We start from the raw sequence: 13,115 nt of genomic DNA on the forward strand, positions 1-13,115 counted from the left end.
CTTAGATTATAATAGTAGTCAAAGTTAATATAGTGATTAAACCGTGTGGAAATAAAGAAAAATAGTAAGTATCTACCCAATAAAGAAGTGAAATAGCGAACGAAATTGTATCTTCAGGCCCGCAGGATGCGGGTCAGGCAGTCGTTGCGACACGATGTCGCTTACTTAGACTGTCATCCACAAACTCTATCAATAGGAAAGTATCTTATCTCTAGTTATCCAAAAGTGTACTTACCTGTTTCTAAGGGTTGTAGGAGGGCGACGGATAGGCAAACGCCATAAGATTACCGAAAAAAAAGGATGCTTGTTGGTAGTGACGGACGTCACAACCAACAAGCATCCCTAAAATCTTACTCGGTAATCATATAGCAAAATGTCTTTCCAAAGCCCTTCAAAACCGATATAAACAGGGTTTGACCAGTTTTTTTAATGACCTCCTCGTTATGTCCTAAAAAAATTGCCCATAAACCGATAATAGGCACTTAATTTGTCTAATTATGAAATATTAAGCAGAAAGCCTTGTAGCATTGGAGAACTATTCAGTATAATAGGAGGGATATCGTACTTTTCACGAATGAAGGAAAGGAGAGTTCTCATGAACGAGGAATCACGTTTACAAAGTACTCAAGTGAAGGAAGCTAGCTCTTTGGATAAGAAATCTGAGAAGGATTATAGTAAATATTTTCAAGCAGTCTATACTCCACCATCATTAAAAGATGCGAAGAAACGTGGTAAAGAAGAGGTAGAGTACCATAACGACTTTGCTATTGCAGAGCAATTTAAAGGTATGGGACAAAACAGAAAATTTTATATACGCACATATGGCTGTCAAATGAACGAGCATGATACAGAAGTAATGGCGGGTATCTTTATACAACTGGGATATGAACCTACTGATACTGTTGAAGATGCTAATGTTGTTCTACTAAATACCTGTGCCATTCGTGAAAATGCAGAAAATAAAGTATTTGGTGAGCTTGGTCACTTCAAACATTTAAAACAAAAAAACCCAGATGTATTAATCGGTGTCTGTGGATGTATGTCGCAAGAAGAATCGGTTGTCAATAAAATATTAAAAACATACAATCAAGTAGATATGATTTTTGGTACACATAATATTCACCGTCTTCCTAACATATTAAACGAAGCATACCTTTCCAAAGAAATGGTTGTGGAAGTTTGGTCAAAAGAAGGAGACGTAATTGAAAACCTGCCGCGAGTACGTAAAGGTTCGATTAAAGCATGGGTCAACATAATGTATGGCTGTGATAAATTCTGTACATATTGTATCGTTCCATACACACGTGGGAAAGAGCGCAGTCGTCGTCCGGAAGATATAATTCAAGAAATTAGACATCTCGCTGCGCAAGGATACAAAGAGGTAACATTGCTTGGTCAAAACGTTAATGCATATGGTAAGGATTTTGAAGATTTGAATTATCGCTTTGGAGACTTAATGGATGACCTTCGTAAAATTGACTTAGCACGCATACGTTTCATGACTAGTCATCCAAGAGATTTTGATGATCATTTAATCGAAGTCCTTGCAAAAGGCGGAAATTTAGTGGATCATATTCATTTGCCAGTGCAATCCGGATCGTCGGAAATACTTAAAATTATGGCTCGTAAATACACAAGAGAACATTATGTGGAACTAGTCCGTAAGATCAAAGCAGCTATCCCTAATGTATCATTAACAACAGACATAATTGTTGGATTCCCAAATGAAACAGAAGCACAATTTGAAGAAACGATGTCACTTTACAAAGAAGTCGGTTTCGAAATTGCTTATACGTATATTTACTCACCACGAGAAGGTACACCAGCTGCAAAAATGGTGGATAACGTACCGATGGCAGTGAAAAAAGAAAGACTTCAACGATTAAATAAGTTAGTAAATGATATGTCCGCTGAAGCTATGAAAAAGCATACTGGGCAAATTGTGGAAGTTTTAGTTGAAGGCGAAAGTAAAAATAACCCTGATGTACTTGCGGGGTATACAAGTAAAAGTAAATTAGTTAATTTTGTAGGCCCTAAAGATATCATTGGGCAACTCGTTAATGTTAAAATAATAGAAGCAAAAACATGGTCACTTACTGGGGAACTAGTAAATGAAACAATCGAGCAAAAGGTGGGAGTATAATGTCTACTACAAAATATACTAGAGACGATATTATTGAAAAAGCAAAAGAAATTGCAACAATGATTGCCAATACTGAGGAAGTTGAATTCTTCAAACGTGCAGAAGAACAAATTAATGAAAATACAAAGGTACGTGAAAAAATAGCAAGTTTGAAAAGTTTACAAAAACAAGCGGTCAACTTTCAGCATTTAGGGAAGGAAAAAGCACTTAACATGATTGAAGGGAAAATTGCAGCAATCGAAGAAGAGATTGACGGTCTTCCGATTGTACAAGAATTCAAACAATCCCAGGGTGATGTAAATAGCTTGCTACAATTAGTAGCCAACTCCATCTCTAACAATGTAACGAACCAAATTATTGAGGCAACTGACGGTGACGTATTAAGAGGCGAAACTGGTTCTAAAGTAAAAAATACAACATACGATGGCTGTTGATAATTAGAAATTCAAACAGAAGCATACCTATAATCCTTACGCGATTATAGGTATGCTTTTTTCAATTCTCTAAAAACAGAAAATACTAAATAGGTTGACAGTTCAATAAACTTATATGGTAATATTAATAAGTGTAAGGGGATTATTTTTTAAAAAAGGGAGGAAATGGAATGAAGAAAAGGCAATTGAAGTTGTTGAGTATTCTAAGTGTTTTAGTTTTGTTGATACTTGCAGCCTGTGGTTCAACAGATGAGGGTTCTTCTGATAGTGATTCAGGTAAAACAAAAGAAGATATTAAATTTTTAAGTATGCTAACTGGTGGAACGCAAGGAACATACTATCCTTTAGGTGGAACTTTTGCAGATTTAATCACTACCGAAACAGGTGTTAAAACTACTGCTGAGGTATCTCAAGCATCCGCAGCTAACATGACAGCACTGCAAGATGGCGAAGGAGATATAGCTTTCGTTCAAACGGATATTGCATACTACGGTACGGAAGGAATAATGATGTTTGAAGGGAAGAAAACAGATGCAGTTTCTGCACTTGGAGCGTTATATCCAGAAACAGTTCAATTAGTTACGTTAGCGGATTCTGGAATTACTTCATTTGAAGATCTTAAGGGGAAAAAGGTTTCTGTTGGAGCACCAGGTTCAGGTACTTATGCAAATGCAGAGCAATTGCTTGAGATCCATGGGTTATCAATGGATGATATTAAAGCACAAAATTTAGATTTCGGTGAGTCAACAGATGGTATTCAATCTGGACAAATTGATGCAGCATTTATTACGGCAGGTTATCCAACTGCTGCTGTAGAAGCGCTAAATGCTACAAACAAAGTTTCTATTATTTCAGTGAGCGATGAAAAAGCAGATGAATTAATCAAGAAATATCCATACTATGCCAAGGATACAATCCCATCTGGTAGTTATGGAATAACGCAAGAAACTCCTACTGTTTCTGTACTGGCTATGTTAGCAGTAAAAAAAGAACTTTCAGAAGACCTAGTATATAAAATAACAAAAGCAATATATGGAAATACAGATAAAATCAGTCATGCAAAAGGGGAATTTATCAAAGCCGAAACAGCTCTTGATGGTATCGGAATTGAAATTCATCCAGGAGCACAAAAGTATTTCGATGAAGTAAATAAATAATCGTAAAGTAAGAAGGGGCTCAGTTGCGAATTGCTTCGAGTCCCTTTTTGATAATAAAAGTGAGGTTTAATCACTTTATGAATAAATTAATTGGGGTAGTTTTGATTTTTCTCTTTATAGGTTTTTGTTTTATCCCTATATTTACGGCGTTTACTTTTACGGAAACTAAAACGGAGCATGAAACTATTCACTATATTACAAAAGATAAACAGGATATCTTTCAAATAACTTTCACACATACTATTCATCTAACAGATGTGATAGAAAGCTATAGAGTAATAGAGTCAAATAATATTCAGTTAGTATCCATGGAATATAGTAATGTGGCGATAGGCATGCCTGGTTATGCAGAGGAAGGCCAAACATTGAGTTATGAAAACGGTGTTTACACGCTTAAATACGATAAAGCAGTATTGAACGATTTTATCTTACATATTGGAGATGTAGACAATAAATTAGATTTTTTTTACAACAAGAAAAGTTTCGATTTAAAAGAAGAACTAGATAGAGGTAAGTCTTATGAATTTGAAGTAAAAAAAATATCGCTTTTTGAAAAAGTGAAAGGAGTCCAATTAAATGAAAGATAAGAAACAACAACAATTACAAAACAATCAGTTTGAAGAGTTGTCTTTGGAAAAACAGCAAGAAATTTTAGAGAAGTACGATCTAGAGTCAAATACTCGGAAATTAGGTGGAGTGCTTAAATACATTATCTATTTTGGATTAATGGCATTTTCTTTATTTCAACTTTATACAGCCATTTTTGGTCAATTTCCCGCTCAAATACAGCGAACAGTCCATTTAGGTTTCGGTCTAGTTTTTATCTTTTTTCTTTTTCCAGCAAGTAGAAAATTTTCAAAGACAAAAATACCATGGTATGATTTTATACTGACTGCCGGTGCTTTGTTAATCGGTAGTTATTGGACGATAAATTATACTCGTTTAGTACAAAGTTTAGGATCATTAGAAAGTATGGATTTTATTGTTGGATTACTAGCAGTGTTGCTTGTATTAGAGGCATCTAGAAGAGCGGTTGGGTTACCTATTACTATAATCGCAGCAATTTTTTTAGTATACGCATACCTAGGACCTTATTTCCCTGCATTTATGTCCCATAGAGGTCAAAGTGTCGATAATATTGTCAATTTAATGTTCTACACAACGGATGGTATTTTAGGAACACCGCTAGCTGTATCATCTACCTATATTTTTGCCTTTTTGCTTTTTGGTGCATTTTTGGTGAAAACAGGAGTTGGACAGTACTTTAATGACTTATCAGTTGCCGTTGCAGGGAAATTAGTTGGTGGTCCCGCAAAGGTTGCCATTTTTTCATCTGCTTTACAAGGAACTATTTCAGGAAGTTCTGTAGCAAATGTTGTTACTTCAGGGGCCTATACGATTCCAATGATGAAATCGCTTGGCTATAAAAAGGAGTTTGCTGGTGCAGTTGAAGCATCGTCTTCTACTGGGGGTCAGTTGATGCCACCAATCATGGGTGCAGCTGCATTCTTAATGGTAGAATTTATCGGACGTGGAGTAACGTATTGGGATATTGCAAAAGCAGCTGCCATTCCAGCTTTACTATATTTCGCTGGGATATGGATTATGACCCATTTTGAAGCGAAACGTCTAGGATTACGTGGATTAACAGATGATCAAATGCCAGATCGGAGAGAAATATTTAAAAAGATTTATTTAATCTTACCTATTTTCCTAATCATCATTTTAATGATGGTAGGAGTTCCTGTTATACACTCAGCATTATATGGGATTTTAGCTTGTATTGTAGTAGGATTTATCAATAAAGATACCAAACTTGGTATAAAGGAAATCTTAGATGCATTGGTCGATGGAGCAAGAACAGCTTTAGCAGTTGTTGCAGCTACTGCATGTGCAGGGATTATCGTAGGAGTAGTAGTAAAAACAGGGTTAGGCTTAAGCCTAGCAACAAGTCTCGTTAAATTAGCTGGCGGAAGTATCTTATTAACATTATTCTTTGTTATGATTGCCTCACTAATTTTAGGGATGGGTGCACCAACTACAGCGAACTATGTAATTACTTCTACAATTGCAGCACCAGCGATTATTGCTTTGCTAGCACCGGATGTTGCACAAAGTGCTGTTCCAATTGTTGTTCTATTGTCAGCACATTTCTTTGTTTTCTATTTTGGAATAATCGCAGATATTACACCTCCTGTGGCACTCGCCGCCTTTGCGGCTTCAGGGATATCGGGTGGAGATCCTATCAAAACTGGGATAGAAGCATCCAAATTAGCAATTGCTGCTTTTATCATTCCATATATGATTGTGTTTTCCCCAACATTGTTAATGATTGATACAAATTTGTTGGAAATCGTTTGGGTTACGTTGACTGCTTTAATTGGAATGATTTCAATTAGTGCAGGTGTAGTAGGTTATTGGTATAGAAAAGTTAATTGGTTGGAAAGAATTTTTGCACTAGGAGCAGGGTTGTTATTGATATACCCAGAAAGCATGTCGGATATAATTGGACTTGTACTATTCGGTATATTACTAGCTATTCAACTGCTTACAAAGGAAAAGAAAAACCCAGAAGCAATAGCACTCTAAGAAAATCTATGATGAATCAATTACAAGTTTAGAGTAAAACACGAGCCCGTTGTGGCTCGTGTTTTTATATACAACTAGAAGTAGAGAATGAAATGAAAGCGTATCTTTATCAAGTAAGGGTATAATAATATGGAAGAAGTAGATTGACTTGTGATATCTCATGTAAGAAAGGAAGATACGATGAAAGAAAATACTATAAAAGTAGGATGGAACTTGGAAAATACTTATACCAATCTTCCAGATATACTATTTACAGCCATCGATGTAAATCCTGTAAGTAATCCTAAATTAGTCCTATTAAATGATGGATTAGCAACTTCACTTGGGCTAGATTCTAAAACGCTAGCAAGTAAGCAAGGCGTGGAAGAACTGGCCGGTAATCGCGTAATAGAAGGTGGTATACCTTTAGCGCAGGCATATGCTGGCCATCAATTCGGAAATTTTACTATGTTAGGTGATGGAAGGGCACTACTACTTGGAGAGCAAATTACTCCTTCAGGTGAGCTTGTTGATATACAGTTGAAGGGCTCTGGTAGAACACCGTATTCTCGTGGGGGAGATGGTCGGGCAGGGCTTGGGCCAATGTTACGCGAATATATTATTAGTGAATCTATGCATGCGCTTGGTATTCCAACAACTCGTAGCCTCTCTGTAGTTACTACAGGTGAGGATATTATGCGAGAAACCGTACAACCGGGTGCTGTGATGACGCGTATTGCAGCGAGTCATATACGTGTAGGTACATTTCAATTTGTTGCAAGATGGGGTACTATAGACTATCTTAAAGCTTTAGCAGATTATGCAATAGAGAGACATTATCCAATTCTAATGGATAAAGAAAATCGTTATCTTCTATTCCTTCAAGAAGTGATTGAACGTCAAGCTGCTTTGATCGCTAAATGGCAACTTGTTGGTTTTATTCATGGGGTGATGAACACAGATAATATGACGATCAGTGGCGAGACAATCGATTATGGCCCTTGTGCGTTTATGGATATGTACAACCCAAAAACTGTATTTAGCTCTATCGATGCCCATGGTCGTTATGCATATGAAAATCAACCGAATATTGCTGCTTGGAACTTAGCAAGATTGGCGGAGAGTTTATTGCCTCTTATTCATGAAGATCAGGAAGAGGCTGTGAAACAAGCCCAAGAAGCGATGACAGCTTATCCGGAAACATATGAGACTTACTGGTTAACTGGGATGGGAAATAAGCTAGGGATATTTAATCTAGAAGAAGAGGATATTTGGCTAATTGATAATTTGCTTCGACTTATGGAGCAATATGACGCAGATTATACGAATACATTCCGCTTATTAACTCTTGGTAAAGTAGAAGATACTGTTATGTTTGGCAATAAAGAATTCGATCAGTGGCATGAAAAGTGGCAAGCTAGACTTGAAAAACAGGATGTGTCTGAAGAATTTATCCAGCAACTGATGCAAAAGAGTAACCCAGTTTTTATTCCACGAAATCATCGTGTAGAAGAAGCACTTAAAGCAGCTGTCGAAAAAGAAGACTATCGTGTGTTAGAGAGTCTTCTGAAAGTAATTTCTAACCCTTACGACTATAATACGAGCTATATGGATTATATAGCTGTGCCTCCAGATACTTCAGGACCGTACAAAACGTTTTGTGGTACTTAATGATAAAGTAAGATAAGCCTGTAACGCATTCAAGATTACAGGCTTGTCTGATTTTTTGTTTCAAATTTATATCAAATAAGCATAGAAAACATATGGCTAAATAGAATCCTTCTTGAAACGAAGCTATTTTTTCTTTAAGATTATAAAATGAACAATTTTTAGTCAATCTTTTTATTAAAAGGGAGTTTTTCAAACGCATGCAACCGAACAAATTGGCGGATACGATCCGTAGAGTAATTTTAATCGTAATAGGAGCAGCAATTGCAGGTTATGCACTAGAAGCGGTACTAATACCAAATTCTGTGATTGATGGAGGAGTAACAGGTATTAGTATCATGGGTACCTACTTATTTGGGATCCCACTTGGGGCATTGCTATTTGTATTAAATATTCCATTTGTATACATAGGATATAAACAAGTAGGAAAAACCTTCGCAATAATGGGTAGTATTGGTATAGTATCCTTATCTATTTCAACCGTGTTAATGCATCAAATTGAACCAATTCTGAGTTCAGAGGATCCCTTATTAATAGTAATATCTGGGGGTGTTATGCTTGGAATTGGTATTGGAGTTGTCCTTCGTAACGGTGGCGCTTTAGATGGCTCAGAAGTTTTGGCAGTACTAATTTCTCGAAAAGTACCATTTTCAGTAGGAGATATCATTTTATTCATTAATGCATTTATTTTCGTAGGTGCTGGTTTTATTTATGGATTAGAAAGTGCATTGTACTCAGCAACAACTTATTACATAGCTAAAGTTGTCATTGATGTTATTCAGGTTGGTCTGGAGAGTTCAAAATCTGTTCGTATTGTTAGTGACAATTCAGAGGAAATTGGTTCTGCTATCCAGGATCGCTTAGGTCGTGGTGTTACTTACTCAACTGGTAGAGGTGGATTTTCCAATGAAACAATCAATATTGTCACATGCGTAATTACTCGTATGGAAGAAAATAAACTTATAACGATTATTAAAGAATTGGACCCTAGTGCTTTTGTTGTCATTACAGATGTAGCAGAAGTAAGAGGCGGTAGCTTCAAAAAACGAGATATTCACTAAAATAATAAACCCGTTAAATGAGCATTGATAGTCATTTAACGGGTTATTATTATGCAGAAATTATTTTCTTTTTTTGTTTCCAAGATCCTTTAAAGAAGCTTTTTTATCCACTACTTTTTCAAATTCTATTTGCACATAGAACCCATTTTCTCCTGTTTTCTGGACACTAAGTACTTTACCTTTTCGACCTTTGATTTTTAGCTCATCATCTACTGCAGGAATTTCTCTCAATACTTGAGTTAAAACTGTTATATTTTTCTCCATAAAGTGAACTGCATGCATGTCCATTTCCCCTTTATTTATAATGTTAAATCTATGTATTTTATGATTTTTTGAAAGATATAGAACTTCTATATTAGAAATAAGAAGTCTGAATTCCTTGCAAATAAATTATTTAATTGCTATCCTGATAGCAATTAAATAATTTATCCTTCGGGGTCGGGTGAAAGTCCCAATCGACAGTGAGAGAGAAATCTTAAGCCTGTGAGCCGTAAAACGCATGATTTGGTGTAAATCCAAAGCCGACAGTTATAGTCTGGATGGGAGAAGGAGTAGGTCGCTTATTGTAGAGGTTTTTTAGTTATGCTCAAAACCGGAACAAAAGGGCTTATTAAAGTACGACTTCTCTCGCATCCGTAAATTTTGGGTGCGTTTTTTAATTGAATAACTTTCCTTCGGGGTCGGGTGAAAGTCCCAATCGACAGTAAGAGAGAAATCTTAAGCCTGTGAGCCGTAAAACGCATGATTTGGTGTAAATCCAAAGCCGACAGTTACAGTCTGGATGGGAGAAGGAGTAGTTCAATGCTTTTTGAAAGGTAATGACAAAAGGCTTATTTGAATCTACCTAATTTTCCTCCGACACCTTTGTGTACGGAGTTTTTTGTTTATAGAGAGTATAAAGATGCTCACTTAAAATATTTTCATTAAAAAGGGAGGATTAAATGTTTACAGGAATTGTTGAAGAGCTTGGCACAATAAAGAACGTTCAAAAAAGTGCTAGCAGTATGCAACTTGTTATTCGGGCCCAACGAATTTTAGAAGACATAAAGTTGGGAGATAGCATTTCAGTAAATGGTGTTTGTCTAACAGTCATTGCGTTTTCGCAATCCGAGTTTACGGCAGATGTTATGCCAGAAACGTTTCACGCAACTACAACCAAATTATTAAACAGTGGGTCCGCTGTAAATTTAGAAAGAGCAATGGCAGCAAACGGTCGATTCGGTGGACATTTCGTTTCAGGACATGTGGACGGAGTCGGTACAATTTTGAAGAAGCGTCCTACAGCAAATGCAGTTTATATTGATATTAAAATACCCGAAGAAGTCAGTAACTACTGTATTCCAAAGGGATCTATAACGATTGATGGAACAAGTTTAACGATCTTTGAAATATCGAAGTCTGTACTTACTGTTTCACTTATTCCCCATACAAATCAAGAAACAGTATTGGGTCAGAAAAATGAACGTGAATTAGTCAATTTAGAATGTGACATGCTAGGAAAGTATGTGCAACAATATGTTACGAATAAAAAAGAATCAACTATTACACAAGACTTTTTACAGCAGAACGGTTTTTAAGGAGATAATAGCATGCTAAACACTATAGAAGAAGCAATTACAGATTTGAAACAAGGAAAGCTCATTATTTTAGTAGATGATGAAAACCGCGAAAACGAGGGTGATTTCCTATGCTTAGCAGAATTTGCAACACCTGAAAATATTAACTTCATGGCTACGTATGGTCGTGGGTTGATTTGTATGCCGATTCATGAAGAAATCGCAGAGGAATTGCAATTACATCCTATGGTTACTCACAATACTGATTTTCATCAAACGGCATTCACTGTGTCCATAGATCACGAGAGTACATCTACAGGTATTAGTGCATTCGATCGTTCAGAAACAATGCTGCAAGTTATTAATCCAAAAGCAAGTCCACTTCAATTTAAGCGACCTGGACATGTCTTTCCACTGATTGCAAAGCCTGGTGGTGTATTAGAAAGACGTGGCCATACAGAAGCTGCAGTTGATTTTGGAATGCTATGTGCATCGGCAAAAGCAGGTGTAATTTGCGAAATTATGAAAGACAATGGATCAATGGCACGATTACCCGATTTACTGGAGTTTGCAAAGCAATTCCAATTGAAAATTGTAACGATCGAAGAATTATCAAGTTATCTACAAATATTAAAGCTAGCTAAGGAGAGAACAAAATGGTTAAAACAATAGAAGCAAATTTGATAGGTACAGATTTAAAAATAGGAATTGTCGTAGGTCGTTTTAATGATTTCATCAATGCAAAATTAGTTGATGGGGCAATTGATGGATTAAAACGTCATGGAATAGCAGATGATAACATTGAAGTAGCTTGGGTTCCTGGTGTATTTGAAGTGCCATTTATTGCGAAAAAGATGGCTGAATCTCATAATTACGACGCCGTCATTGGACTTGGAACAGTAATTCGAGGAGCTACTACTCACTATGATTATGTTTGTAACGAAGCAGCAAAAGGAATTGCACAAGTAGGTTTACAAACTGGAGTACCGGTTATTTTCGGTATTGTTACGACAGAATCCATTGAACAAGCAATTGAACGTGCAGGTACAAAAGCCGGAAACAAAGGATACGATGCAGCTATATCAGCAATTGAGATGGCAAATCTTTTAAAAATAATGTAACAACCGTGTGATAGGTAACAAAGCCATTGACCAACATGAATGGTCAATGGCTTTGTTCATAATAGGTGTGCTAATGCTAAAGCATTTATTCTAAAATTTCTTCGATTCGAATATTAACTAGCTCATCAGTTTCGGTCGTATATTCAATTATTACAGAGACTCCAAATTCTTTGTCACTTTCTTTTAACCATAGCCTAAACTTTTCGATGGTAGAATTTTCTTTAGATTTACTTCCTACATGGAGGTAGTCAACAATACTCGCATTTGGATATTTGGATTGAGTTTCTCTCATAGCAAACTGTCCCCACTTCGCATATGCTGGTATTTCTTGTTGTACAGGAGCAATTGTTGGTATATGTGCTGAAATTGATAGAGTAGGAGCAATAATTCCAAATGCAATCATTATCTTCTTCATACTAATGTCATCTCCTTTACTTTAGGATGTGTCATTCGCTGGAAATCATTCTATACCATGTATGAATTAGCTCAACATGAATCCAGTACTTACATCGTTAATGTATTGCGTTTCATATGATCAGAGCAATAATTCTGATAAATAATAAATTTGTACTATAATGAAGGATGAACAAGATTATTGAATTAGAGGGGGCAACATAATGGAATTAGGATTAGCAGGAAAAGTAGCAATAGTAACTGGTTCAAGTAAAGGGATAGGTTTACAAACAGCACTTCAATTAGTACAAGAGGGTGCGAAAGTAGTTCTTTGTGCTCGCGGAGAAGAAAAATTAAAAGAAGCTTCAGCATTTATTAAAAGTGAAACTGGAACAGAAGTGTTAATAGTTCCTGCTGACATTACAAAAGAGGAAGCATGTAAAGAAATTGTGCAAAAAACAATAGATCATTATGGACGTATTGACATTTTAGTGAATAATGCAGGTACTTCTTCTGCGAATCATTTTGAATCAGTTGATACAGACTTATGGCAAACAGATTTAGACTTAAAATTATTTGGAGCGATACATACGTCGAAAGCTGTAATTCCTTATATGAGAGAAGTAGGAGGGGGAGCAATTGTCAATGTAACGGCAGTTTTAGGCAAAACACCACCTGCCAATTCTTTACCAACTACTGTTAGTCGAGCTGCAGGTATGGCATTAACTAAAGCGATGAGTAAAGATTTAGGAAAAGATAATATACGTGTGAATACAGTTTGCATAGGCCTGATCAGAAGTAATCAGATCGAATCTATGTGGAAAAAGAATTCTCCAGAACTTACTTGGGATGAATATTCTAGAAATGTAGTTGGTCCTTCGATTCCACTCCAACGAATTGGAGAAACAGCAGAAGCGGCAAATGTCATTACTTTCTTAGTGTCAAATGCAGCTTCTTATGTAACAGGAACATCTGTGAATATCGACGGAGGATCCGGTGGAACGCTGTAATTAA

General features: G+C 36.3%; 12 protein-coding genes, 1 pseudogene and 2 riboswitches. Of the genes and pseudogenes, 11 read left to right on the forward strand and 2 right to left on the reverse strand.

Features of this window, described 5'->3' with window-relative positions:
• Positions 1–595 precede the first annotated feature (595 nt).
• The 7 genes from miaB to LDK52_RS01790 all read left to right on the forward strand — a co-directional run bounded on the left by miaB (position 596) and on the right by LDK52_RS01790 (position 9,031).
• Positions 596–2,143 carry a tRNA (N6-isopentenyl adenosine(37)-C2)-methylthiotransferase MiaB gene (miaB, locus tag LDK52_RS01760; protein ID WP_277584233.1) on the forward strand — a complete coding sequence of 516 codons (1,548 nt, stop codon included), beginning with the start codon at positions 596–598 and terminating at the stop codon, positions 2,141–2,143.
• Complete coding sequence (locus LDK52_RS01765; protein WP_277584234.1) at positions 2,143–2,577, forward strand: YlbF/YmcA family competence regulator; 435 nt, start codon at positions 2,143–2,145, stop codon at positions 2,575–2,577. The genes miaB and LDK52_RS01765 overlap by 1 nt, the downstream gene beginning before the upstream one ends.
• A 170-nt stretch (positions 2,578–2,747) precedes the next feature.
• Positions 2,748–3,734 (forward strand): TAXI family TRAP transporter solute-binding subunit, encoded by a 987-nt coding sequence (locus tag LDK52_RS01770; protein WP_277584235.1) that lies wholly within the window; start codon positions 2,748–2,750, stop codon positions 3,732–3,734.
• A gap of 77 nt (positions 3,735–3,811) precedes the next feature.
• Positions 3,812–4,321: a DUF1850 domain-containing protein gene (locus LDK52_RS01775; protein WP_277584236.1), complete on the forward strand. Its 510-nt coding sequence runs from the start codon at positions 3,812–3,814 to the stop codon at positions 4,319–4,321.
• The gene (locus LDK52_RS01780; RefSeq protein ID WP_277584237.1) at positions 4,311–6,323 is read left to right on the forward strand and encodes a TRAP transporter permease; all 2,013 of its coding nucleotides are present in this window, start codon (positions 4,311–4,313) and stop codon (positions 6,321–6,323) included. Before LDK52_RS01775 ends, LDK52_RS01780 begins: the two co-directional genes overlap by 11 nt.
• A 180-nt stretch (positions 6,324–6,503) precedes the next feature.
• On the forward strand, positions 6,504–7,973 hold the full coding sequence (locus tag LDK52_RS01785; protein ID WP_277584238.1) for a protein adenylyltransferase SelO: 1,470 nt from the start codon (positions 6,504–6,506) through the stop codon (positions 7,971–7,973).
• 197 nt (positions 7,974–8,170) lie between these two features.
• The gene (locus LDK52_RS01790) at positions 8,171–9,031 is read left to right on the forward strand and encodes a YitT family protein (protein ID WP_277584239.1); all 861 of its coding nucleotides are present in this window, start codon (positions 8,171–8,173) and stop codon (positions 9,029–9,031) included.
• Positions 9,032–9,091: 60 nt separating this feature from the next.
• Here the strand turns inward: LDK52_RS01790 and LDK52_RS01795 are convergent, their stop codons facing one another.
• On the reverse strand, positions 9,092–9,313 hold the full coding sequence (locus LDK52_RS01795) for a hypothetical protein (RefSeq protein WP_277584240.1): 222 nt from the start codon (positions 9,311–9,313) through the stop codon (positions 9,092–9,094).
• A 142-nt stretch (positions 9,314–9,455) separates the two neighbouring features.
• Positions 9,456–9,586: riboswitch (FMN riboswitch) on the forward strand.
• Between the two features lie 111 nt (positions 9,587–9,697).
• Positions 9,698–9,828: riboswitch (FMN riboswitch) on the forward strand.
• A 144-nt stretch (positions 9,829–9,972) separates the two neighbouring features.
• Here LDK52_RS01795 and ribE point away from each other — a divergent pair.
• From ribE to ribH, 3 genes and pseudogenes are all read left to right on the forward strand, one after another.
• On the forward strand, positions 9,973–10,608 hold the full coding sequence (gene ribE, locus LDK52_RS01800) for a riboflavin synthase (RefSeq protein WP_277584241.1): 636 nt from the start codon (positions 9,973–9,975) through the stop codon (positions 10,606–10,608).
• Positions 10,609–10,620: 12 nt separating this feature from the next.
• Positions 10,621–11,208, forward strand: a pseudogene (gene ribB, locus LDK52_RS01805) (3,4-dihydroxy-2-butanone-4-phosphate synthase); the annotation flags it as partial.
• A gap of 35 nt (positions 11,209–11,243) precedes the next feature.
• Positions 11,244–11,708, forward strand: a complete 465-nt coding sequence (gene ribH / locus LDK52_RS01810; protein ID WP_277584242.1) for a 6,7-dimethyl-8-ribityllumazine synthase — start codon at positions 11,244–11,246, stop codon at positions 11,706–11,708.
• Positions 11,709–11,793: 85 nt separating this feature from the next.
• Here the strand turns inward: ribH and LDK52_RS01815 are convergent, their stop codons facing one another.
• Positions 11,794–12,123 (reverse strand): DUF3889 domain-containing protein, encoded by a 330-nt coding sequence (locus LDK52_RS01815; protein ID WP_277584243.1) that lies wholly within the window; start codon positions 12,121–12,123, stop codon positions 11,794–11,796.
• Positions 12,124–12,325: 202 nt separating this feature from the next.
• Here LDK52_RS01815 and LDK52_RS01820 point away from each other — a divergent pair, with 202 nt between their 5' ends.
• Positions 12,326–13,111 carry an SDR family NAD(P)-dependent oxidoreductase gene (locus tag LDK52_RS01820; RefSeq protein ID WP_277584244.1) on the forward strand — a complete coding sequence of 262 codons (786 nt, stop codon included), beginning with the start codon at positions 12,326–12,328 and terminating at the stop codon, positions 13,109–13,111.
• Positions 13,112–13,115 lie beyond the last annotated feature (4 nt).

Origin of the sequence: Psychrobacillus antarcticus (assembly GCF_029533155.1) — a bacterium.
In the GTDB taxonomy this organism is placed as follows: Bacteria; Bacillota; Bacilli; order Bacillales_A; family Planococcaceae; genus Psychrobacillus; species Psychrobacillus antarcticus.

Coding starts and splice junctions, on each gene's coding strand:
- LDK52_RS01780 (WP_277584237.1), top strand. CDS start 4,311: ATGAAAGATAAGAAACAACAACAATTACAAAACAATCAGTTTGAAGAG.
- LDK52_RS01785 (WP_277584238.1), top strand. CDS start 6,504: ATGAAAGAAAATACTATAAAAGTAGGATGGAACTTGGAAAATACTTAT.
- LDK52_RS01775 (WP_277584236.1), top strand. CDS start 3,812: ATGAATAAATTAATTGGGGTAGTTTTGATTTTTCTCTTTATAGGTTTT.
- ribH (WP_277584242.1), top strand. CDS start 11,244: ATGGTTAAAACAATAGAAGCAAATTTGATAGGTACAGATTTAAAAATA.
- LDK52_RS01815 (WP_277584243.1), bottom strand. CDS start 12,123: ATGAAGAAGATAATGATTGCATTTGGAATTATTGCTCCTACTCTATCA.
- LDK52_RS01790 (WP_277584239.1), top strand. CDS start 8,171: ATGCAACCGAACAAATTGGCGGATACGATCCGTAGAGTAATTTTAATC.
- LDK52_RS01765 (WP_277584234.1), top strand. CDS start 2,143: ATGTCTACTACAAAATATACTAGAGACGATATTATTGAAAAAGCAAAA.
- LDK52_RS01770 (WP_277584235.1), top strand. CDS start 2,748: ATGAAGAAAAGGCAATTGAAGTTGTTGAGTATTCTAAGTGTTTTAGTT.
- miaB (WP_277584233.1), top strand. CDS start 596: ATGAACGAGGAATCACGTTTACAAAGTACTCAAGTGAAGGAAGCTAGC.
- LDK52_RS01795 (WP_277584240.1), bottom strand. CDS start 9,313: ATGCATGCAGTTCACTTTATGGAGAAAAATATAACAGTTTTAACTCAA.
- ribE (WP_277584241.1), top strand. CDS start 9,973: ATGTTTACAGGAATTGTTGAAGAGCTTGGCACAATAAAGAACGTTCAA.
- LDK52_RS01820 (WP_277584244.1), top strand. CDS start 12,326: ATGGAATTAGGATTAGCAGGAAAAGTAGCAATAGTAACTGGTTCAAGT.